The organism is Acholeplasma granularum ATCC 19168 (assembly GCF_000526235.1).
GTDB lineage: Bacteria > Bacillota_I > Bacilli_A > Acholeplasmatales > Acholeplasmataceae > Acholeplasma > Acholeplasma granularum.
The window spans coordinates 1-25,078 of the sequence record NZ_JAFR01000001.1 but is presented as its reverse complement, the minus strand read 5'-3'; the positions used below and the strand labels follow the sequence as shown (position 1 = coordinate 25,078).

Here is a 25,078-nt window from a genome sequence, read left to right as displayed (position 1 = left end):
CAATTTAGATAACTGGAAACTCCCTTTCTCCTTAAAATATTGATTACTCATTTTGTATGACCATAATGAATGAGTTCAATTTTGTTGTTTATTATTATATTTTTTAATATATCGCTTGTTAAAATATCAAGTTCATAATAACGTAGATTATTATAAGATGATTTAGTAGAAATAAAATAATCTAGGTAAGCAGGATGTACCATTAACTCACAAACTGGGTACTGTTGCATTTTCTTAATGTTACTTTCAAGAAATTCTGTCAAATTATCAATCTTATTTTGTTTTAGTTTAAACCAGTCAAAGAATTTTACGTCATAACCATTTATTTTCATATCTCTTACAGGTAAATCGTATTCTATGGCTAATCTTTTAATAGCGTTTCCTGCTTTTTCATATACTTGGTGTGCATACAAATGAGAGTCTAGATGGGTTGGTTTTCTATTTAACTTTTCAACAAATAATTGATATTGAGCTTTAAACTCATTATAAATTTCTTCTTCATCAAATAGTGACTCATCCGGTTCTTCTTTTGGTTTATAAAATTCTCCATTAGATTTAATTAATGATTTTGCTTTTGTAATTGGTTTTCCCAGTGTTATATTTAGATGTAGTCCAATACCTAAGTTAGGATGCATTGTACTAAGTTCAACAGCGTGATCACAGGCATCCATAGTAACCATTAATGTTGTTGAGGTTAAGACTCCTAACTGATGCGCATCTATAATTCCGTAATTTACACCTCTAGATAACCCAAAATCATCTGCATTAATAACTAACTTCATAGTCTACTTCAATCTTGGCCAATAGCCTTTATTAAGGACTATTAAGTCATCTAGTATTTTTTTAGCAACTTCTTGGTCTACAATTGTTCTATTTATAGTTAATGCTTGGAGTGCCTTTAAATATGATTCTTCATAATATGCTTCAATTGTTAATTTTTCATATGCATATTGTTGTTCAATTAAACCTTTATGATATGTTCCAATTTCTCCAATGATATCAGGTATTGGACCATTCGCACCTAATAAACATTTAACCTCAACCATAGCATCTTTGTTTAGATTATCAATTATTCCATTGTTTCTTACCATAACAATATAAGGTCTTTTTTGATCTAAATAGATGGACTCTGCTATTTCAACAATCATTTCACCATGTGCATCAACTTTGTTAAACTCATCTTGAACTGATTTAAGTTTTTTTGTTGTTCCTTCTTTAATTACTAATTTACATTCATCATAAACTCTTTTTAATCTTCCATCGATTACTTCTCTTGCTCTCGTGCGTTCTTTATTTAAATGACTAAATGTTTTTTGAGGTATTAAATAATATTGAAGATAAGTACTTGGTAAATAAGTAGGGTCTAGTTTCAACATATCAACAACAGCACTATAAGTTACTAACCAAGATGGGTCACGTTCTTCTTTATTAGCTGGATAGAATCCTTCTTCTAATATGAGTTGTTTTAATTTAGGTACTAAATCATCTCCAGTATGATTGTCTATTATCTTTGTAAACCAACCAAAATGATTGAGTCCAAAATAATGAGGTGTCATATCTTTATAGTTAATATTACCTAAAATTCTTGCATAAGACATTAATAAACTTATTGGTTGATCGCATATGTTTAATATTCTTTTATCATCAGGAAACTCACGGTCAAGTGCAACAGCTACTATTGCAGCTGGATTCGTATAATTTAATATCCAAGCTTCATTACTATATTTTCTAATATCTTTAACTAATTCAATCATATCTCTAATGGATCTCATTCCATACGAAAAACCACCTGGCCCACAAGTTTCTTGACCAATTACTCCATATTTTAACGGGATTAATTCGTCTTGTTCTCTCATTAATAACCCACCGGTTCTAATTTGACAAAAGACGTAATCAATATTTTTAAAGGCTTCCTCTTTATTACTAGTATAAATGATTTCAACATTAGGTGCAAAATCTTTCATTAAGATTTTAGAATATTGCCCCATTAAGGATAATTTTTCTTCATCAATATCATATAATACTAATTTATTGATTGGAAAACTTTTCATTTTTTTAATTAAACCAATCAAGATACCTGGAGTATAAGTACTGGCTCCACCAGCGATACATATATCAAGTTTTTTCATTTGTTTCCTCTTTCTGTATGTTTAATATGTCGGTCATAAACGCTATTATCAGACTGAATAACTGTTGCATTACAAACCTTTTGATAAAAGGCTTTAGCCTTACCATTACCAGCACCACCTATAATTGCGTATCCATACCCATCAAAGTACATTGCTTCTAATGTATTCATTAAAAGGTTTGCTCCAATGTTTTTGCCCCTAAAAGTTTCTTTTACACCTGTGGGTCCAAAAAATCCTTTGGCTGTTGCATCATAAGCAGCAAATCCAACAATTTCATTATTATATGTTGCAATAAAACATGTTGGGTTTGTTTTATATAAACTTACCTTTACTTCTGATGCCCAATTTGTATCAGCAAAATTATCACGAATAAATTCGATTAATAATTCAAAATTGGTGGGTAATATTTTTAAGTATTTAATACCATCTATGATTTTTTGGTTTTCAAATTTTAATTCATATAAATTTACTAGTAAGTCCATTGCTATTTTCTTCCTTTATGTCAAATACATCTAAGACGATACCGTTTGCATTTGGAATGACTAACCCTAATGCTGCAGCCATTGTTTGTCCAATATCATAATTAAAAGCTAATTCATTAAAAACTATATTTTTCTTAATGCCTTTGCCCCAAATCCATCCAACGATATGGTTAGATGTATCGAGTGTTGAATCATGTTGTCCTCTTGCTGTATAAATGACATTTGGATCGGCATTAAAGAAATATCTATCTTTTGGCGTTATGATCATATCTGTATTTTTAATATCATATGCATTATCGATTAGTTCTTGTCTTGTATATATTTTGCCAATGTAACTTTCTTTTAATAAGACTTTTTTAATTTCTTGTAACATTTCATCTTCAATACCATCTTTAAAGGTTAATTGAAGATTTAGGTTTGCTCCAACTGCAACAACTGTAGTATCTTCTTTGGGGCTTTGGTTTGCTAAGACCATTTCTAAATTATAATTATTATTTATTTTTTTAATCGCTTCTTTTAGATTACTAATTTTTGATTGTCCATAAGGTGCTTTTTCATTAGGGTCTTTCAAACCATATGGAGACATACCATGATCAGTTGTTAGGAAAAAGGTGAGTTTATCATAAATTCCTTTTTCTTTTGCTACTTCAATAATGTCTCCTAATTTTTCATCCATTTCAACTAAAGAAGACATTACATTATTCATTCTATCTTCTTCTGTTTCACCTTTTTTATACCCATAATTATCAACAAAATTATGTCCTAAGCCATCTAAATCATCCATATAAATTGCTGTTAATGAAGGCATTCTTTTAACAGTAACTTTACCTTCTTTTGTTTTAAGAGGCCTACCTCTTAATAGATTATCAAACGATTCAAATCTCGAGAAAAAATCTCCTGATTTTAAATCTCCTCGATTTTTAACAGCATTTGAGTCAGTTTCTGCTTCAACATATAGTTTAGTAGGATTCGTGTAGGTTAAATCTTTTTCTGTTAAAAAGTGTCTAATACTAACTACTGATAGATTTTTTTCTAGTGCTTGGTTAATGATTGTAGGATTATTATTTTCTCTATGTTGTTGAATGACACGGTTAGTTTCCTTATCATAATATCGATAAACATTCTTTGTGATAAGAGAGGTCGAGCCAGTTAATATTTGATTTTGAACTGGATTTGTAATTGAAGGAAATGTATTTCTAAGATTATTAAAAAATATGCCCTCTTTCATTAATTTCTTCAATGTTGGTAGTTCTTTATTCTGAGTTATTTTTATAAGTTCATCTAAATAGTACCTTGCAAAGCCATCCCAATTAATATATACAACGTGCGCATCCTTAATTAGTGGAACATCTGGTTTATAGTATGAAGGATATTTACGATTAAAAGTTCCAGTATGTTTTTCAGAGTTATTCATGTTATTTCTTCCTCTTTTATCATCCATTTTCTATGTTCATTATATAATAAAAACGCTTTCATGTTATTACATAAAATGTAATTTGTAACATAATTACTTTTACATAAATAAAAACACTGGTTAAATTTAAAATCCCCAGTGTTTTTATACTATTTAATATATTAACTAATTTTTATCGTCTCTTTCAAAAACATCTAAGACAATTCCGTTTGCATTAGGTATTTGTAAACCTAATGCTGCAGCCATAGTTTGGCCAAAATCATAGTTAAATGCTCTTTCATCAAAGATAACATTTTTCTTAATTCCTTTACCCCAAATCCAACCAACTATGTGTTTTGATTCTGGTCTTGTAGTATCATGTTGAGCTCTTGCTGAGAATGTTGATAAAGGATTAGAACCAAAGAAATATCTTTCTGAAGGAACTACTATCATATCCGTATCTTTGACATCATATCCATGTTCAATTAGTTCTGCCCTTGTATAAACATCACCTACATAGTGCTCTTTAAGTAATTCAGTTTTAATTCTTTGTAATTCTGCTTCAATTGTTCCATCTCTAAAAGTTAATTGTAAGTTTAAGTTTGTACCAACTCCTACTACTGTTGTTTTTGGTTTCGGTGATTCATCACTTGCAACCATCTCTAAAATATAATTACTATTTATACGTTTTAATGCATCTTGTAAATCACCTATTTTTGAGCGTCCATAGTCTGAACTTTCATCTGGTGTTAATAATCCGTATGGTGCCATCCCGTGATCTGTTGTAAAAAAGAATGTAAGTTTATCATAAACTCCTGCAGCTTTTGCTTTAGCAATAAAATCACCTAAGAACTTATCTGCTTCTTTTAATGCACTTAATATATTAGCCATTCTTTCTTCTTCAGTGGTAGCTTTTGGATACCCATCAACGGATTCAAAATTATGACCTATCCCATCAAGTGTAGATATATAAAAGAATGTTAGACGAGGTATTTCAGGAACTACAACTGGATTACTGTATGTGGAAACTGGTTTACCTGTAACTAAATTAGCAAGCTGTACAAAATGATCTTCTGTACTAGATGCTGTAATATAAATCTTAGATGGATCAGTTGATGTCAACTGATTTTCTGCTAAATAAAAACGTACACTTGCAACAGGTAACTTGGCTTCTACTGCAACATCCACGATTGTAGGATTATTATTTTCTCTAGTTTGCTGAAAGACTCTATTTACAGTTTTATCATAATAACGATACACATTTTTAGTTACTGCCGAAGTAGATCCAGTGATAATTGCATTTTGTAAAGGATTCGTAATAAAAGGAAAAGTACTTTCTAACTTATCAAAAAATACGCCTTCTTCCATAATCTTTTGTAGTGTAGGACTTGCCTTACCTACTGCATCTTTAAAAAATTCATCTAAATAATATCTAGCAAAACCATCCCAATTAATATATACAACATGTGCATCATCAATTAAAGGAACCCCAGGTTCGTAGTATGATGGAAATTCACGGTCAAATGTACCCTTATAAACCGTATCTTCTACAGGCGGGGTTTTATCATCATCTATTGGTTCATCAGTTTTACAACCGATTAAAAATATTGATGAAATTATAAGTAAAATTGCAATTAAGAACTTTTTCATAAATTATGCCTCCTAAACTATGCATCTTTTCATATATATGATTATACAATTAAAACGCTTTCATTATATTACAAAAAATGTAACTTGTAACATTTTAAACTTTTGTTCATAAAAAATTACCTTTTACACACCTAATGTGTCTTGTTTTATTCAGCTGTCGTAATATAGTATACAACAAATAAAAAAGATACATTTGCAATAACTACCTAATGTCGAATATTATTAATGTATCCTTATTAATCTTTATAATATTTAAACAAATATTTTATTTATCTAGTTTATAATGTTCTATTATATCAATTGCATAAGCTATGTGAATACCCCTTGAAAATCCAGAAGTATTATGAACATAGTAGTCTAATTCTATATTATCACTATCATATATACTATTAAATATGTTATTACTTTCTATGAGTACACCAACAACATAAAAGTTTTCACTATCTTCTATTCTTACAATCGGACTACCTGAAAACCCGGGTACTGATATTGCATCTAATATAATATGTGAAATATCATTTTCTAGTTGAAAGTTAGATGCAATACCTTTTCTAATTACAGGTATCGGATAACTTCCCTTTTCCTCATTGTATTCATAAGTAATATCAATTGCACCTGGAAATCCAAACATATAATATGTTTCTCCAATCGTAACCGGTTCAAAATTAAATGTAAGATAACTATCAGGTATATCATTTTCAGGTAACTTTATGATGCATATATCAACATCCTCATCTGGATGAAAATATACATGAGCATTATAAAACATGTGTGTACCACCTATTTTTTTAATACTAATTTTTTTCTTTTTAATATGATATTTTTCTTTAATCACATGTGCGGCTGTTATTATGAAATACTGATTATTATATTTAAATATAAAACCTGTACCATAACTACCATCTTCTAATATGATTTGTCTACAAGATTCCATGATCTTTGGATATTTAAAATTATAATGTATTGGCTTATTACGTTTATTAATCGTTTGATTCTTTTTAAGTCCAAGTTTTTTTACTCTGTGGCTTAACATTTAAACTCCCCTTACTTATATCTAGCTAATTAGACTTTATAAATAATTTTAACTCTTGCATACTCGGTATATTTTCCATACCACCTAGTTTAGTTGTTGATAGTGCTGCATATGCATTTGAAAACTTTAAGATGTCATAACTGTTATGTTGATTTAAAACTAAATTGTTTTTACTTAGTTGGTATAAAAACGCCCCCATAAATGCATCGCCTGCACCGGTTGTATCAATACTATCTACAACATACCCTGTATGTTCGATAAAACCTTCTATATCTTTAAAATAAAGCCTTGCTCCTTCTTTACCACGTGTTATGATGATTACTTTAACAGAGCCTTTAAATAGCGATTTAATCGCTATTTTTTCATCGTGAAATCCCGTTAAAAATGATAACTCATCGTTAGCAACCTTTAAAATATCTGCTAAATCTAAAAATTCATAAATTCTGTTTAATAACTTTTTATGATCATGCCATAAAGATAGACGAATGTTTGGATCAAAGCTTACTAGTCCATTATTTTCTCTTGTTAATTTGATTGCTTTTAGGTGGGCATCTTTAATTGGGTTATCTGTTAGTGATACTGAACAAAAATGAAAGATATTATGATCAAATAATAATTTAGGAACCATAGCTGCTTCATAAAGTTCATCAGCACCAGGATTTCTATAAAACATAAAATCACGTTCACCATTATCTTTTAAACTTACAAAGCTAATTGATGTTAATGCCTTAGATGTTTGATGTATATATGATGTATCTACATTAAATGATTTTAATTTATCAATTAGATAGTGACCAAAACTATCATGCCCAACTTGACCTAAAAATGTTGCATCTCCTCCAAGTTTTGCTACAACAGCACTCACATTTGCAGGTGCACCACCTGCATGTTTGATGAAGTTTCTTACACCTGTTAGATCCAAACCCTTTTCTTTAGGCATAAAATCTATTAATAATTCACCCATAGTTATTACTTTCATAATTGCACCTATTCGTGTATTTAATATACACTATCCTTATATATTTATGAATACACTTCTAGTATAGTACAAGAATATTCATTTAATTTATATCTATATTGATATTTATTCTATTTTTTCTTCAATTACTCTTAAGTGCTTATCACTTAAATTTAATGCATCATATAAATTAATGACACTACAAAAATATTTCACTTTATCTCTGTTTGTTAGTTTTCTATAAATTTCAATGTTTTTTGAGGCATCTTTAAGTTCTTTTTTATTTAAGACTACATAATCATTTTTATGATGTGTTGCTGATAAGTATCTATAAATATCGTGAATCGATTTAAATTCATTTTTAGTAAAGCATTTGTCTAGTAGTTTTTGTTTAATTAATAACTCATAGTCTCTATCCATATTAAAGCCACCTGCTGAACCACCTGAAAAGTAACTTGCTATTTTATTTCTTTGTTCATCAAATATAGTATCAAGTGTTACTTTTAAGGTATGTTGAATAAAATATCTAAATGCTTGCATATAGATATCTATATTTTTTGGTGTATCTATCATATTTAGTTTTTGATCAAAGTAAATGATAAGTTCAATTAAATACTTTAATTCACTACTTAGTTTTGGATAAGTTTTATACTTAATTTTTATTTGTTCAAATATGTCTAGTTCTTTGGGTCTTAAATATGAGTTTGTAGAGGATATGATATTAGAATATCCTGATTTTAAAACTTTTATTTTATTCCAATTATTTTTAATATAAATAAGTTCCTCTAATATATCATGATGATTTATCTTAAGATCATACATCATGATATGGTCTTGAGCAGTAAATAAAATGTTATACATAATTCTTCTGGATAATTCATTATCTTCATTTAACATTTGACTTAAAAATAATGTGAATACATATTTAAAGTCTACACCTTTTGTTTCTTCTAATGTTAATATACTAATTAAGTAATCACTTTTTATATTTATTTTTTCATATGCTTTTAATTGTAAGAATATTATAAATGACTTTATTGAAAAATTTTTAGTAAATTTCATATAGATTGATAATATGTTTGTATAATAATCTTTTAGTCTTTTATCAATTGATTCATCATCTAATATATTTAATATTGTAATAAAAAAGTTATCATCATTAATTGATGTATCATTGATTCGTTCATTTAGTAAACGAATAATTTTTTGGTGGTTTTCTATTATAAGATTGTCTTTTTCAGGTAATTTAAAATGATGTTTTAATTTTTTAGTTAATTCATCTTTATAAGTATTATTAGGTACTATGATTGCATAATCAGATAAGTTACTATCATTATCTTTTAATTTAATTTCATTTATATCTTTAATTAAAGCATCATATAATGTTTTTTCATCATCATAAATGTTTAAGTCGGGCTTATAATGATCTAGCCTCATATATTTAATTTCTGGCATGATTCTATTTAAATTATGATTAATTATTGTTGAGAATTTAATAATTGAGTTATTTGTTTTATAGTTATCGATTAAACTGATACGTTCAAAATCTTTATTTTCATAAATTTCATATAAATATGTTTCTTTTATATCTATTTGATGCATGTTTTGATCTGCATTACCTAAGATAAATAAATTATGAGTGTTTGATGTAATCAGTTTAATAAATTCTTTTATATTCCCATAAATATCTTCTGAGCGGTCAATAAATATATGACTATAACTATTAATTATATTTTTTTGTAGATCTTTATCATTTAGAAGTAAGTTCATAGCATAATTTATAAAGTTTTCATTTAAAGATATATTATTTTCTTTTAAGTAGTTTTCTAATTCTTCTTCTATATTTATTTTTAGATTTGAAAATATATGAGGTCTTTTTTGATATTCATTAAACTGTTTTAAATTTGGAATGATATCTTTTGTAATTGATAATTTAATTTCATCATATATTGATTTTGAAATAAAGTTTTTATTGTATCCTTCATAATCTAAAATAATCTTTAATGCAAAACTATCCATTGTAAAAATAGCTATGTTAGATGTATCCATTAAATCATCTAATTGATCTTTTAAATTCATAACTTCATTAAAAGTACTTGTTAATATTAAGATTTGGTTTGGTTCTAATTTAGTTTCTTTAACTAAATAGTTAATGCGCTCAACTAAAACATGCGTTTTACCGGTACCTGCAGCACCAAGTAATAAAAAACAGGATGCATGTGTTGTGATTGCACTTCTTTGTTCATCTGTATAATTATATTTCATAGAATTCCCCTTAAATTCTATTTTTTTTATTCTTTAAATTAATTATACCATGAGCATTAAAAGATTATTAGTTTCATTAGATAATAAAAAATCTATACGCATTTTAAATTATGCATATAGATCTTAAATTAAATTATGATTGAACAAATTTCTCGTTTGAAGCGTTATATATATCTAAATCAATTTCATTTTCTGATTTGGCAACAATTACTGAAACAACTCCAGTTCCTATAACGTTTACCATTGTTCTACCCATATCAACAAGTGGATCAACAGCAACAATAAGTGCAATACCTTCAATAGGTAGTCCCATTGCAGATAGTGTTACAGTTGCTGCAATTGTAGCAATACCAGGAACCCCTGCAATACCAATGCTTGCAATTGTTGTTGTAACAACTAATAAAAACATTTGTATAACACTTAGTTCAATACCATATGCGTTTGCTGTAATAACTGCAACCATTGCAGGAAATATTCCACCACAGGCATTCATTCCAACATTAGCACCAATTGGTGCAACAAAGTCAGCAACACCACCAGAAACACCTGCATTTTCTTTTAATACGCGTGTGGTAACAGGTAGTGTACCATAACTACTTTGAGTAGTAAAAGCAATAGTCATTGCTGGTGCGAAGTTTTTAATAAACTGAATAGGGCTTAATCCAAAAGCTTTAATAAGTCCTAATTGAACAAGTATAAAGTGAACAAGCATTGCAAGATACATTACTAAGATGTATATTCCTAATTGACCTAATCCATTTATACTGTTTCTTGCAACTGCAAATGCAATAAATGAAAATACTGCATAAGGTGTAAGGTTCATAATCATTTTAGTAATTTGAATCATAATTCTATTAACTGATTCATTAAATTTTAAAAAAGGTTCTACTCTTTCTGGATGCTTTTTCATTTCTCTTAATATTGCAACTGATGCAATTAAACCAAATACTACAACCGGTATAACAACATTTCCACTTAATGCCCCAAATAAATTATTAGGGAAGAAATCTAATATGACATTTTCAACAAACTTAATTGCTTTAGGTGTATAAGCACCAACAACAGCAAAGCCATTACCTAAATTAAATAAAGTAGCAAACACAAATCCAATAACAGTACCGATTGCTGTTGTTAATAGTAACCAAAACAGTGTTTTAGTTCCTATTTTCTTTAGTTTTGTTAAATCATTAATGGATGTAAAACTTTTAATAATTGATGTTAATACTAGTGGTACAACAATCATTTGTATAAGTCTTAAATATAATTGACCAATTGGACGTATGACTTCAATAATACTTGCAACTCTTACAGAAGGTGTTGTATTTGTTCCCTCATAAAAGTAGAAATTTGTAGTAATTGGTCCAAGTAAGAATCCCACTAAAACACCTAGTCCTAAACCAACTAATACTCTCTGACTAAACTTCACATGTTTTTTCTTTAAAAAATATAGAAGTCCAATAACTAAAATTGTAACAATATAAAGTATACCTTTACCTATACTGTCTATTTCATAATTTTTAAACATATAATCCACCTTTTTTATTTGTCTTGTATACATAATTATAGTGACTTGGTTCATAATTTAATTGCCTTATGCATTGACTCAATAAATTATTTTTAAATTGTCAAAAAATAACCATATTTAAAGGGGTTATGAAAGTTTTATAACCCCTTAAATTATATTAATATTTAATTATAAATTCTTTTCAAAAAACCAAGAATCTTTAACCATATCTTCTAATGTTTTTTTAGTTTCCCATCTAAGTTCTTTTTTAGCTTTACTTGCATCTGCATAAACAGTTGCTAAGTCTCCAGGACGACGATCTACTATTTCAAATGGAACTTTTATTTCATTTACTTTTTCAAATGTTTGAATGAGTTCTAAAACTGATGTACCAATACCAGATCCTAGATTATAAAAATTTAAGCCTTTATGAGCATTTAATAATGCTGCAATATGCCCTTTAGCTAAATCAACCACATGGATATAATCTCTTACACCAGTACCATCAACAGTATCATAGTCATTACCAAAAACAAATAATTTTTCTCTTATGCCTTTAGCTACTTGAGTTACATAAGGCATTAAGTTATTCGGTGTACCTTGAGGTTTTTCTCCAATTAAACCACTTTCGTGGGCACCAATTGGATTAAAGTATCTGAGTAATGTTATATGCATATCTTTATTGTTTTTTGAAAAATCCGATAAAATTCTTTCACTCATCTTTTTTGTTTCACCATATGGATTAGAGGTGGTTTTAAGTTCTAAATTTTCATTAAGTGGTGATTGTTGTTCACCATAAACTGTTGCTGATGATGAAAAGATAAAGTTCTTTATTTGATATTTTTCAGCTAATCTTGCTAAAGTGATTGTTGTATTTAAATTATTATCATAATACATGAGTGGTTTTAAAACGGATTCCCCAACTGCTTTATAACCTGCAAAATGTATGATAGAATCAAATTTTTCTAATTTAAAAATTTCATCAAGCTTTTCATAGTCCTTACAATCTGCTTCATAAAATTTAAGATCTTTAGAATTTGATATTTTTAATATTTTATCTAATACATCCAATTGACTATTATATAAATTATCAACAATTACAACATCATGTCCTAAATTTAATAATTCTACAACTGTATGTGAACCAATATATCCTGTACCACCCGTTACTAATACTTTCATTACTACACCTCGTTTAATTAATCGTTTGTATCATAATTATTTTAACATAAAAGAAAGTTAATGCTCAATTAGTTAAGTATTAGTATTAAAATATACAAAACTATCATTATTTTTTCATATAATAATTGAAACATAAAAATAAAATATAAAATCTATTCCTATAAAACTGCTATAATTAAGTGTAAATTTAAATTTATTGTTTCAAAGAAAGAGGATAGCCCATGAAAAAATATCAAGATTGGACAAGTAGTGACTTTATTAGTTATATTACTAAGCTAGAAGCTAGATTAAAGCAAGTAGAGCATGATGAAAGTATTAACTTTAAGTGGGCTGGTAACCTTGGTCACTGGACTTGGTTTTTGAAAGAAAATAAAGTGATTTTTAATGATTTAAAAGCATCAACTCTAGGTTATAATCCTAAAGATATAGCTGATATTGGTTTTGAGTTTTTCACATCAAAACTACACCCTGATGATTATGATGCTGTTATGGATAATATGAGAAATCACCTAAAAGGGAAATCTCCTGCTTATGAGGTTGAATATAGAATTCGTCATAAAGATGGTCATTATCTTTGGTATTATGATAGAGGGGTTATATCAAAAAAAGATGAGTTAGGTAATCCACTTATATTAGATGGTATTGTCTTTAATATATCAGAGGCACGCCAAATGGAAGATAAACTCAGATATTATGCTGAACATGATATATTAACAGGGGTTTATAACAGACGCATGCTTTATATGGATTTAGAAACCTTAATTAATAAAAATAATAAAACTTTTTCTTTAGTAATGATTGATATTGATGAATTTAAATCGATTAATGATACTTTTGGCCATTTAATGGGAGATGATATTTTAGTTGATTTTGTTGAAGTCATTGAAAAAGAATCTAAAACAAGCTATAGAATTTATCGTTATGGTGGTGATGAATTTTTTATTATCCTTCCTAATACAACATTAGCTAAATCTATTGAGTTTTCAAAAAACTTAATTCAAAGTATTAGAAATTATAAATTTAGTCATGGACTACCTGTATCTGGTAGTTTAGGTATAGTTGAGTATGATTCAAAAATGAGTTTAGATGAACTGATTAATCATGCTGATGATTTAATGTATCAAGCTAAGAAAAACGGTAAAAACCAGTACAAGTTCTAAAATAAATATCGTATTTAGGTATTAAAAAATCCATATCAATTCAGATATGGATTTTTACTTAATAACTTATCAATAAAAGTATATATTTAAATAGTTTTTCACTTCATTTACAGGAATACTAAAACCATAAGATAAATCATTAAATAAAGTATCTTTAGGTCCAGCAAAGTTTATTCCTATAATTTCAAAGTTCATATTTAAAATCGCCCCACCAGAAGAACCTGGTCCTATTGGTGCACTATGTCTAATAACTTCAAATTTAACATTTGAAGTTGTTTTTTCATCATCACTTAAAGTAATTGTTTGATAACTTTTTATAACTCCTAAAGTAATTGTATTATCTTGACCATGTGGTCTACCTAATGAAATCATTTCAGTATCTATTTTTGGATTATCACTAGCAAAACTAGATACTCTTAAACTTTCATTTGGTGCTTCAAAATAAAGAATAGCAAGATCATAGTCTGAACTTTCAGATCCCTTATAGAGATTTGCATTATAGACATTTCCTTTATAGTCTTCTATTTGATACTCATGATATACTCTATTTAATTTTTCTACTACATGGTTATTTGTTAGAACAAAATAAATTCCATCCATATTATAAAATATTATGCCACTACCGGTACCATAGACAATATCTTTTTCACCAAAGCTACCAAATTGAGGATTCCAATGTTTGGTGTGTATCTCTACATTTGTAGACATATATTCAGTTGATAATTTATTAATAACTTTTAAATAATCAACTGAATATTTAGCATAGAGGTTTGTTGTTCCAGCTACTGCATCATCAAAATCAAATAATTCATCATTATTTGTATACCAACCTATAAAGATATAGTTTTCTTTACTTGGAATGTCGGGTGTAATAATATCATCAATGCTTGCTACATCTATTTGATTATATAGTTTATCCTCAACAAAGAAATTAATATGAATTTCGTTTTCTACTTCATTAGTAGAATTAGGTATATTATCTTCTAAATTTAGATCAGGTTCGGTAGGGTTATGAGTTTCTTCCATAACTGGGTTTTCTTCATCAATTGGTGGTATTATTTCTTCGTATTTTTCTTCAGTATCATTATTCGGTAAATCCATACTTGGTATGTACTGATACGGACTACATCCTACCAAAAATAAGATTATAAATAGATATATAAGTATAAATGTTTTATTTTTCATCTTGTTTACCATCCTTTTAATCATCTTTATATTATTTTATCACATGTGTTTTTATATGAAAAAACACCTTATAAAAATATAGTATTATTGTTCTTCATATACTATACAATTAAGAAAGGTGTTTTATTGGATATATGAAAATATATTTATAATTTAAATTTTATTGATTACATTTGTATAAATGATGAAATAAACTCATAAATGCACATCAATGAATAAGGCGTATCAAGCATGCTCATTAAATAAGCAAATTCTAAAATTAAAAGAATTACTTAAGCAGAAAATTATATTAAAGATTTTATAGTATGTATTTAAGTGATCATTTTGAAAAGATATTTTATGAACATAACCAATATTTAATTAAAAATGATAACATCGATTCAACCAAGCTATATATCGATGGTACATTTAATTATCAAGTAGAAAAAGACAATCAATAGATTTACCATATGATTTTTGAATTGCTAATTCTATTTTGTTAAGTATATCCATAATTATCCCCGTTATTAAGTACTTACTTTATTTAATTGTTTATCTTAATTTAATTATAACATGGTAATAACAAATTAACTGTATTCTTTTTTTGTTTCAGATTAGGTATCTATTCTAAATCAATTATTTCGGATATTCTTTTACCTAGTTTTTCAGGTATACCAGTTACAAGAGCGTTTCCCATCATAAAATATCGTCGCTTATCTGTCATTCCAGTATTTGTCCATTCATCCGGGAAATTATTTAATCTCTCCGATTCTATAGGAGTAATGAATCTAAGTCTATTAGTATCTAAATCTTTTACAACATGTGTACTTCTGTTGACTGATGACTCGGAAGTTAACATGGTACGAGCTGGTAAATCTAATTTATCAGGATATGACATACTACCTTCAGAATAAACGTATTTATATCCATTAATACTAACTCTATCTATTTTTTTAGAACCTTTCAAATATTCAAATTTTTCATGGTTTTTAATATAATATTTTTCAGCAACATTTCTTTCTAAAACTTGACCTAAAGTCTTATATTTCTTAGTAATTGGTTCTGTGTTTGCTGAAAATGCAATACCTTCTACCATAATACCACTTGAGAGAAACTGAGATTCAAACTTATCCGATACGTCTACTAAATCTTTGTAAATTTCCGGTCTAATATCTGCCGCTCTAAACTGTTTGACATTATCATACACTCTAAACTCAGTAGCGAAAATCCCTTTTTTCATAATTATGTCTTCAGAACTATTATCTATCATTTGGTTATAGTAATTAGTAGATTTGTGGTAGGCAAAAATAAAAACTCTCCTACGTCTTTGAGCAAATCCATAATCCGCTGCATTAATAACTCGCCATTCTACTGCATAACCCAAATCATCTAAACATCTTAACATAACACCAAAATCTCTACCCCTTTGCTTAGAGGGAGATTTCAATAGTCTATCAACATTTTCAAGTAACACAAAAGGAGGACGTTTCACATCTAAAATTTCATAAATTTGCCACCATAAAACACCTTTTTTGCCTTGAATACCTTTTTCATTACTTAATGTTCTTGCAACCGAGTAATCTTGACATGGAAACCCACCTACAAGTACACTATGATTTGGGATACTCTTTTTATCTATCTTAGAAATGTCTTCATTAGTATGATTCCTAGATTGTCCAAATCTTTTTTGATAACAATCAAAAGCATCTTGAGATTTCGTGGAGGGTTCCCATTGATTTGCCCATACAAATTCAAAATTAGGTTTTTCTATAGTCTTGCCCTTTTTACTTAATTTAACGGAGTTAAATCCTACTCTGAATCCGCCAACTCCAGCAAATAATTCTACAACTGTCTTTTTCATATTGTCATCCTATTTCTATACTTATACAAATGATTATAAATAATGTTACAATGATTATAACAAAATAATTTAGTTTGATCAAGTATTGTCGTTAATTTTGTAATATAATTTAGGGGAGGTAATATAATGTTGAACAACATAGACGGTTCAAAACTAACAATACAGGAAATATGTGAAATTGGAAAGAGCATTCTAAATAAAAGTTTTCGTGAAATTAATGAGGATGGCAGCATCATCACTAAAGGTGGCTTTGGTCATTTTATTGAAAGACATGTTTATAACATTACTCCTAACAGCGATTCTAGTCCTGATTTTAAGCTAGCTAAAACAGAACTCAAAGTTACACCAGTTCGAAAACTTAAAAATGGCACCTATTCCGCTAAAGAGCGGTTGGTATTAAACATAATTAATTATCATGAGGAGCTCAATAAGACATTCTATACAAGTTCTTTTTGGTCAAAAAACTCTATCTTATACATTTTTTTCTATCTTTATCAACCTGATATAAGTAATTTAGACTATATTATACTAAAAGATTTATTAATAGATTTTCAAGAATTAAAAACCGATTTGACAATTATCAAAAGGGATTGGGAAACAATTCACAAAAAAATTAAAGATGGGCGAGCTCATGAAATATCGGAAGCAGATACCTTATATTTGGCCGCATGTACTAAAGGTGTTAATTCACAAAGCCTTCGTACACAACCCAATTCACCAGATAGAGCTAAACAGAGGGCTTATAGTTTAAAACCCAGCTATATGACTAGATTATTCAATAAAGAACCAATTGATAAATATATCGACATGATGGTTGATGGTGTTGAATTAGAAAAGTTAGGATTTGAAAATTTAATAGTAAACAGAACGAATAAATATTTAAACAAATCTCAAAGTGAATTAATTAGGTTGTTTAATATTTCGTCTAAATCAAAAAATTTAAATGAGTTGATTTTATCTAGTATGTTAGGTTTAAAAAACACAAAGATATCTAAGACTGAAGAGTTTTTAAAAGCAAATATTATACCCAAAACAATACGTCTTGAAGAAAATAATAAAATTAAGGAACACATGTCTTTCAATACCTTTAAATTCACAGATATAATTGAAGAAACGTGGGAGGATTCCTATTTAAGGGATTATTTTGAGTCTACTAAATTCATGTTTTCACTTTTCGAAAAACAGGGGAATGATTACTTTTTTAGAGGAGTAAGGTTCTGGAATATGCCTATTCATGATATTGACAATAATCTTCATGATGTGTGGCACGAAACTGTAAATTTAATAAAGCAGGGAAAAATAATAAAGAAAAGTGGGAAAATAACCAGAAATTTTTTTCCTAAAGCAACTGATAATCCTGTAGCACATGTAAGACCACATGCAAAAAATAAAGCTGATGTGTACCCGCTCCCGGTTCCAGATCAGCTTACAAAGTCAACCACTTTTACCAAACAAAGCTTTTGGCTAAACAACAGTTATATATTAAAAATTATTAATCATCTGTTTTCAGATAATTCAAATTAAACTTCTAGTGATTCTAAATAATTAACTAAAATCTCACTCAGATTTTTTTCATCATACAAATCAAGTAGTTTGTTACTACCCAAGACACCAACATATCTATAGAGTTTATCTATTTTAGAGGTGGAATATTTTCCACCTTTTTCTATGAATGATTTTATACTAGCAATTACTACCTTTCTAATTTTTGAGGAATTTGAAAAATTTCTGTAAATCATCTTTTCCATAATATGAGGATATTCATAGGTGAATCTAGTTAAATGATATGGATCTTCATGTGTGCTATCATATGTTAAATGTGCAAACCACCATGGTCTAGCAAGGCCGTGATACATATAACCTCTTTTACCACTAGCATGATAAGTAATCCTATATTTTATAGTTTTTACTGTTTTATCCCATCTATAAAATATGTAATTTAAATTATCTTCATATAAAGCTAAACTTGCCCAAAAAAGCTCATCTGATGCCTGTGATTCTGTTAAATATTGATACTTACTATATATTTCAATAGAATTATTTAAATCAGTTTTCCTTCTAATTTTTCCGGAATCAGTAATGCTCATGTCAAAATCCAATTTATTATATGTAAAATCACTTTGATTGAAAAAAGAACTCGTAAATTCTTTTGAGAGCACATCATCTATTTTCCCACTTGTAAAAAGATTAAAATAATATCCCGGATTTTTCTTTATAGCATATAAAACCTCATGTTTAATCAATTTCATAATTAAATGTCCTCTCTTATATTAATTAAATCCACTACTTGCTGTAAAGCTTTTGGATAGATTGAATCAAATAAAATTTGAGCATATTTATAAGCATCGAAAGATTCCTTATCGAGTTCTTTTTCTATATTGATGTTTTTATCCTTGAATGTTTTAACAATAGATTTAAACCACAATAAATTGCTATAAAGATCTATGGAATTCTTCAATAAATTAAAAGCTTCAACCATTACTGGCATGACTATTTTAGCTAAAAGAATTTCTTGTGTTTGATTTTGCAATAAATTCCTGCTTGATAATTGTCCATAAATTTTAAAATCGTTTTCAGGCATCTTTATTATTATACGATTTTCATTCCAATCTAATTCATAAGTTTTCGAGTTTTCATCTTTGTTTGAAATAATCGCAAAGATAGATTTTGGTTCCTTGATTTCATCCTCTTCCTTTACCAAATCTATGACAATACTTGAAGAAAAACCTATTATTTGATATGGTTCATAGTTAACTTCCATATTTTTATAAAATGGATGCATATTGTCTGATTTAAAACCTTTTATTTCAGTTGTTGTAGTTAAAAATCCACACACCTCTATTTTATCTCTTACTTTCCCAAAAGGTATTTTAAACTCATTTTTAAGAGTTTTAAATTGAACGATTTCTCTATAACAAGTTTTAGACTCTTCAAAATGTATTGTAAAAACGATTTTATTTTCACTAATTAATTTGAGTATTTCTCTATCTTCTAATTCAATGACTGTTTTAACTAGGAGAACTTCTTCATCTGGTAACTCGATTGAGTCTACTTGTATGTCAAATACACTATTAAAATCATCCGAACTATGTGAAATGACTGGATATCCATAATATTTATCAACTATTCTCATATACATCTACCCCTAAACTAAGTGATTCTTTTATATTTATTTTAAATGTTATGTCACATATATTACCATTTAATCTTACTTTATATATCATATGACCAACAGTCTCTAACTTCTCGTTTTCTTGATATGCTTCTACTATTTCGAGTAGGTTCTTAATTTTAGTACCTTCTTCATCTAATGCATGTATAGCAAAATGAACACTATTTACGTCCTTTGTTGATTTATAATGTAGGTGAATGTTGTTTGATTTAATATCTCTAAATAGTTTAATTTGATTTTGCCTAATACTCACATGTTTACCTTGCTTTACAGTAATCTTTTCAGCATCAGAGTCAGGTGTTTGATGCTTCTCACCTGTTTTAATAACAGTCTCAAAATCAGGTATTTCACCATCAGCATCAACAATAGCATCAGTCATCCCATAATCATATACTGTTTGCGGATTTAAAACTGTTCGAGTTTTTTTAACCTGAACACTAGTAACAGATTCTTTAACTCTACCCTTACTTTTTTTATCTTCATCTACTAAAGTAATATAGTCTGCAGCACCATATACCTCTTGTTCTTCTTCTAAATTAATAGATATTAAGCTTTGAACCTTTTCATTAATATATTTTTTTATTTCCTTAAGTGTATTTTCTCCAATAGATTTTAGATTTTTATCAAGCCTATCTACTTCCCATTTATCATGTTGTGGATTTTCCATCATTCTTAGGAGCTTATTGAGCTTATCTCCTACTATAATAAAAGCACCTTTAAACTCTATTCCCCTTGAAAACCCTGCAAGTGATTGGATTTTCATCCAAGGTTTTCTAATTGCTGATACTCTTCTTGATCCATCAGCTGAAAGAGAAATTGCCAACTTTGCTTGATTATCTTTAAAATCGTAATGCCAAGTTGTCTCTTTTGAATATAATAGTTCAAAAAGCTCAATAGTTTCAAGTTTTAGAACGGACTTATGATATTGAACAATTCGACCTAAACTTTGCTTATCTATTTTTAATTCATTGATTTTTATAACAAGTGTTTCTTCGTGGATTGCATATAAAAAGTTATCTAATACACCCCTGATAATTCCTTCCTCAAATTCTTTCTTAGGGAAACTAAAACCGGCAATGTAAATGTCCGTACCGGGAGTCGTTCTTATATAACCTGGTTGTATTTTAAGCTGTTCGTGTACTGGATCTAGTTTAACAGACTCTGACAACTGTCCTATTCCTTGTGTATAATCATTTTTTTCATGATTGTAAACCGAAATTAAATTTGCTACCCCTTGATATGCTTCAATACCATGTAAATCTAATGTTGAGTAAAATACTGTATGAAAGTTTGAACATGCAAAAGGTGCATTTTTTCCGATGCCAAATGACCCACCTGCGGATTGTCCTTTATCAGATATTCCAGTTGACTTTACCAAGTTATTCCAATTGCTTGAAATTCTTTCACGAGACCCTGTTAATCCAGTCGTATGAAAGTCACTAATTCTTAAGAATATTAAGTCTTCCTTTTCAAATAGTTTTATAGCATAATTAAAAAAATCCTTTGTCTTGGAGTCTTTTAAACTTTCTCCTTCAATGAGTGATTCATGTAAATTATTTACAAATCCCTGTTTATCCGGAAATGTATCTGTTTTAATTTTAAAGTGGTCAAACTCTATAATAACAAAATCCTTATCATCTAATTTAGCATCTAGTGTATTTTGAATAATTTCTCTAGTTAATGATTCTAGTAATTGACCTTTAAATGTCTCAATGCCTGAATCATTAAGACCCTTTCTATTTACATTCTGACTTAACGGAAAATGCCATTTTATCATTTATTTTTCTCCTTAAATTCAAATTCTACATCTAAATATGATTTACTAATATCTTTAACTTTAATTTTTTTACTAAAGTTAATCATTAAATTTCCCAAAAGATGTTTATTCCAAGGTATGTTTATATTGGGAAAATGATTAAAATTAGTGATTTGGTTTGTGGTTATCTTATTACCCAACATACTATCGATAAGTAAATTCTCAACACGTTCTATTAAATCATCTGGAAATTGAAGCAACTCTTTTTTAACAATAGTATTGTCATCAATCCTAAAATATCCTTGTTTATATGTCAATAACAATATATTTTGCTTACTGTTAATTTTAATCCCGTTTTTTTCAATTTGTTCCATTAAATCCTTTATTGGTATTTTATTATGTTGTTTTACTATATTAATGATTCGATTTTCAACACTGACATACTCTTCTCCTAAGGGGAGAATTGTAAATTTAGTAAATTGAAACTGATCTTTATAAAAATATTGAATAAAGTTATACATAACTCTTCTATTGGTAATCTGGTTTTGCTCAATAATATGGTAGAATTCATACCCAATAATTTCATCATATAAAGCATCCATTGTAATAAAACCACGTAATTTAAGCATATTATAAATTTTAAGTCTAATTTCATGTTGATCTGTTTGATTCAAAGTAAACTCTCTGATATGTTTTAATATACCATTTTCCATACTTAAATAATCGCCACGGTTATTTAGATAACTATATAAAACTATATCTGTTATACCCGGTATTGATTTTTTAATATCGCTAATACTAATTACTGAAGGTTCCCCTTGAAATAATACATCAAGGATTTCTGTACTTGAAGCTTGATGATTCTGACTAACAGAAATCATGTCTCTATTTAAATGGAACTCACTTAAGTATTTATTTAGGACGCCATGTAATTGATACCTATTTTCAATAGAAGCCTTTCTTAAATCCTTTTTGTTCTGTGCATAAAGTGTAGAAATCATTAAACTTTGAGACTTTAGTACATCTGCTCTTAATTTTTCCACTAAATCTCGTGGTAATTCATATGCTTGCATTCTGTAGAATCCTCTATCAACAGGTACAAGACCTTTAACTTCAACGATTCTGCCTGAAAATGCACGATCGCTCATATCTTCTAATTTATTAGTTTCATATTCATACTGATAGTGACGCTTAAATTTTTCGATATGACTCTGATTGTAAATATGTAGACCTTCATTAAAATATTTTTCGATGATTATTTTATATTCAACAGGTTTGTTTGGCTTCTTTTTAAAATAATGCTTTCCTAATCTATGATATTTACTATCAATCAAGAATCTTGAAACCTCATCAAGATTAGCATATTCAAGATCCTCAATTGAATAGTGTTCTTCCAGTTCTGAATACTTTAACTTTAACACTTCATAGTCATTACTATCTAACAAATATCCTTTTGTCGAGCGATTCCAATTGTTTTTCATTAGTATATCAAACAACCAGTCAAGATCTTTACCAATTTCATCTATCTGTTCTTTTGTGATAATTGAAACCTCTCCTAGAACACTTTTTAGAATCCTTACTATATGGGACTTAGCTTTTGATGTTGATAATTTTTGATATTGCTTAGATTCAATTTGGCGCACTCGCTCTCGAGTTACCCCAAGTTTTGCACCAATTTCATGTAAAGTTCTATTTTTCGCCCTATTCATTAAAACAAATGATTCTTTTTCTGTCAGGTTATCTGACAATTCGTAAAGTAAATCATATATTTCATCTTTATATGATTTATTAAAATCTAAAATTACATTATATAATTCATCGAAATAGACTTTTATTTCTTCGGGTTGTAGAATTTCTTTGATGTTAGTCTGTTTGAAATCGTTTAGACTTTTTATGTTTTTTTCTTTTAGTAAATCACACAAACTATCAGGAAGAATTTTGTTTAATAAAATTTGATTATTATCAGAATGCAGGCCTTCAATAGCTACATTAAGTGTCTGATATTTAGCTAATAATTCTATCGACTGTTTAAATAGAAGTTTATTTTCTTGAACACTATTCATGAAACAGAGAACTTCATTTTTACTATGAATAAGATTAGAGATAGCACTAGAATTGACATTCTGGTATTCTTCATAATAAGTTTGTATCCTATCTAAATATATTTCATCCATTCGTTCATTGCTAACAGTCTTGAATGTGAGTTGTTCAATTAATTTCATCATCGCTTTCTTAGATAAATCCAACCTTAATCTATCTTTATAGTCTATGAAAAATATAGTTGTATTTGTGAAGAAATCATACATTCTGTCAAAATATGTCCGCTTATCTTCCTTAAAGACGTAGTTTGTTTCCGGTATTGTGAGAAACAATCTATTCACTATGTGGAATCTTCTAAACTCATTAAACTTATTTTGAATATAGTCATTAAAAGGCTTCAAGTTTAACTGTTTATTAATTTCACTTTGGTTATAAATTACACGTGTAAATTCCTCCCACCCTATTACAAGAATGCCTTCTTTGAATATATTGTTTAAATCTTTGATGTCTTGTTTTATTCTAAATTCGGGATAAAGTTTATATAATACATCGAGTATACCTCGACTGTCGTTGCTATTCACATTAGAACTATTATATTTAACAATAATTGAACTTTCATCAATATCTTTATAGTTATTATAGATTTCCACTATTTGTTGAACTTCATACAGCAAATTTTCATTATTTTTAAATATATATCTAAGCATTTCTAAATCATGCATTAGTAAGGTTTTAGTGTTTCTTATTCCAGCTTTATCAAGTATTGAAATTGCCTCACTTTTTAGTGATAGTTTATCAAGTTCTCTCGGCATTTTATAGTACGCTAAAATAGGTAAAAGGTCTTCAAATAAATGTCCCATCATAAACTGTATATCTATTAAATTAAATCTATTAATATGACCTAATATTTCAATACTTGATGCTTTTAACATATCGTAAGTTTCTTTGGTAATTTTTAATTTTTCAACAGGTATCCTTAAAATCTCAATGATTTCTTTTTTAGAGAAATTTGAATATGTATCAATTGGTATTTTATTGTTATCAGTTTCAGAGGTTTCTACAATTAAAGGATCTTCTTCATAAAACTTAAGTAGATTGCTAATTTCATTAAGTAAAAACTCATCATCTTTAAACATGTGATAAAGTATTGATTTGTCATATTTTATTAATGCTTCTAAATCTTTAATACCTACAATTTCTAAGACATTTACAACTTCATTTGAAAGTGATAAGTCCTCAATACTTCTTGGTAATTTATAATAGATTAATGTTGGAAGTACTTCGTTAAATGAATCTGATAATAAACTTTGAAGTTCTCTTAAGTTGAAT

At 28.1% G+C, this 25,078-nt stretch carries 19 protein-coding genes; 3 read left to right on the top strand and 16 right to left on the bottom strand.

What is annotated here, in order from left to right; all coding sequences use genetic code 11:
- Window positions 1-47: 47 nt before the first annotated feature.
- The 10 genes from chbG to galE form a co-directional block, all read right to left on the bottom strand.
- Window positions 48-782, bottom strand: a complete 735-nt coding sequence (gene chbG, locus G324_RS0100095; RefSeq protein WP_162146758.1) for a chitin disaccharide deacetylase — start codon at window positions 780-782, stop codon at window positions 48-50.
- Window positions 783-785: 3 nt separating this feature from the next.
- Window positions 786-2,129: a family 4 glycosyl hydrolase gene (locus G324_RS0100090; RefSeq protein WP_025724373.1), complete on the bottom strand. Its 1,344-nt coding sequence runs from the start codon at window positions 2,127-2,129 to the stop codon at window positions 786-788.
- The gene (locus tag G324_RS0100085) at window positions 2,126-2,611 is read right to left on the bottom strand and encodes a GNAT family N-acetyltransferase (protein ID WP_162146757.1); all 486 of its coding nucleotides are present in this window, start codon (window positions 2,609-2,611) and stop codon (window positions 2,126-2,128) included. The genes G324_RS0100090 and G324_RS0100085 overlap by 4 nt, the downstream gene beginning before the upstream one ends.
- Complete coding sequence (locus tag G324_RS0100080; protein ID WP_162146756.1) at window positions 2,586-4,025, bottom strand: alkaline phosphatase family protein; 1,440 nt, start codon at window positions 4,023-4,025, stop codon at window positions 2,586-2,588. The genes G324_RS0100085 and G324_RS0100080 overlap by 26 nt, the downstream gene beginning before the upstream one ends.
- Window positions 4,026-4,190: 165 nt before the next feature.
- The gene (locus G324_RS0100075; protein ID WP_025724370.1) at window positions 4,191-5,654 is read right to left on the bottom strand and encodes an alkaline phosphatase family protein; all 1,464 of its coding nucleotides are present in this window, start codon (window positions 5,652-5,654) and stop codon (window positions 4,191-4,193) included.
- 265 nt (window positions 5,655-5,919) lie between these two features.
- On the bottom strand, window positions 5,920-6,687 hold the full coding sequence (locus G324_RS0100070; protein ID WP_025724369.1) for a S1 family peptidase: 768 nt from the start codon (window positions 6,685-6,687) through the stop codon (window positions 5,920-5,922).
- 25 nt (window positions 6,688-6,712) lie between these two features.
- Window positions 6,713-7,666 (bottom strand): carbohydrate kinase family protein, encoded by a 954-nt coding sequence (locus tag G324_RS0100065; RefSeq protein WP_051457504.1) that lies wholly within the window; start codon window positions 7,664-7,666, stop codon window positions 6,713-6,715.
- A gap of 105 nt (window positions 7,667-7,771) precedes the next feature.
- The gene (locus G324_RS0100060) at window positions 7,772-9,910 is read right to left on the bottom strand and encodes a UvrD-helicase domain-containing protein (RefSeq protein ID WP_025724367.1); all 2,139 of its coding nucleotides are present in this window, start codon (window positions 9,908-9,910) and stop codon (window positions 7,772-7,774) included.
- Between the two features lie 133 nt (window positions 9,911-10,043).
- Window positions 10,044-11,435, bottom strand: coding sequence for a dicarboxylate/amino acid:cation symporter (locus tag G324_RS0100055; protein WP_025724366.1), 1,392 nt, complete (start codon window positions 11,433-11,435; stop codon window positions 10,044-10,046).
- A 168-nt stretch (window positions 11,436-11,603) separates the two neighbouring features.
- On the bottom strand, window positions 11,604-12,596 hold the full coding sequence (gene galE, locus G324_RS0100050; protein ID WP_025724365.1) for a UDP-glucose 4-epimerase GalE: 993 nt from the start codon (window positions 12,594-12,596) through the stop codon (window positions 11,604-11,606).
- Window positions 12,597-12,817: 221 nt separating this feature from the next.
- Here galE and G324_RS0100045 point away from each other — a divergent pair, with 221 nt between their 5' ends.
- Window positions 12,818-13,756: a GGDEF domain-containing protein gene (locus G324_RS0100045; RefSeq protein ID WP_025724364.1), complete on the top strand. Its 939-nt coding sequence runs from the start codon at window positions 12,818-12,820 to the stop codon at window positions 13,754-13,756.
- A 69-nt stretch (window positions 13,757-13,825) separates the two neighbouring features.
- On the opposite strand, the gene G324_RS0100040 is transcribed toward G324_RS0100045, so the two are convergent.
- A complete protein-coding gene (locus tag G324_RS0100040; RefSeq protein ID WP_162146755.1) occupies window positions 13,826-14,941 on the bottom strand; it encodes a trypsin-like peptidase domain-containing protein in 1,116 nt (371 codons plus the stop codon).
- Between the two features lie 305 nt (window positions 14,942-15,246).
- Between G324_RS0100040 and G324_RS08125 the strand changes: the two genes are divergently transcribed.
- Window positions 15,247-15,381, top strand: a complete 135-nt coding sequence (locus G324_RS08125) for a hypothetical protein (protein WP_281172278.1) — start codon at window positions 15,247-15,249, stop codon at window positions 15,379-15,381.
- 161 nt (window positions 15,382-15,542) lie between these two features.
- Here G324_RS08125 and dcm read toward each other — a convergent pair whose 3' ends face one another.
- Window positions 15,543-16,781: a DNA (cytosine-5-)-methyltransferase gene (gene dcm / locus G324_RS0100030; RefSeq protein ID WP_025724362.1), complete on the bottom strand. Its 1,239-nt coding sequence runs from the start codon at window positions 16,779-16,781 to the stop codon at window positions 15,543-15,545.
- Between the two features lie 126 nt (window positions 16,782-16,907).
- Here dcm and G324_RS0100025 point away from each other — a divergent pair, with 126 nt between their 5' ends.
- Window positions 16,908-18,305 carry a Sau3AI family type II restriction endonuclease gene (locus G324_RS0100025; protein WP_025724361.1) on the top strand — a complete coding sequence of 466 codons (1,398 nt, stop codon included), beginning with the start codon at window positions 16,908-16,910 and terminating at the stop codon, window positions 18,303-18,305.
- Here the strand turns inward: G324_RS0100025 and G324_RS0100020 are convergent.
- The 4 genes from G324_RS0100020 to G324_RS07910 form a co-directional block, all read right to left on the bottom strand.
- The gene (locus G324_RS0100020) at window positions 18,302-19,030 is read right to left on the bottom strand and encodes a DUF6339 family protein (protein ID WP_025724360.1); all 729 of its coding nucleotides are present in this window, start codon (window positions 19,028-19,030) and stop codon (window positions 18,302-18,304) included. The two genes, G324_RS0100025 and G324_RS0100020, sit on opposite strands and share 4 nt — an antisense overlap.
- A 2-nt stretch (window positions 19,031-19,032) precedes the next feature.
- Window positions 19,033-19,914, bottom strand: coding sequence for a hypothetical protein (locus tag G324_RS0100015; RefSeq protein WP_025724359.1), 882 nt, complete (start codon window positions 19,912-19,914; stop codon window positions 19,033-19,035).
- Entirely contained in the window at window positions 19,901-21,730 is a 1,830-nt protein-coding gene (locus tag G324_RS07520; RefSeq protein WP_162146754.1) for a hypothetical protein, read from the bottom strand. Before G324_RS07520 ends, G324_RS0100015 begins: the two co-directional genes overlap by 14 nt.
- Window positions 21,727-25,078: sigma factor-like helix-turn-helix DNA-binding protein (locus G324_RS07910; RefSeq protein WP_281172277.1), on the bottom strand; the 3,352-nt coding region annotated here is incomplete at its 5' end. The genes G324_RS07910 and G324_RS07520, both read right to left, overlap by 4 nt.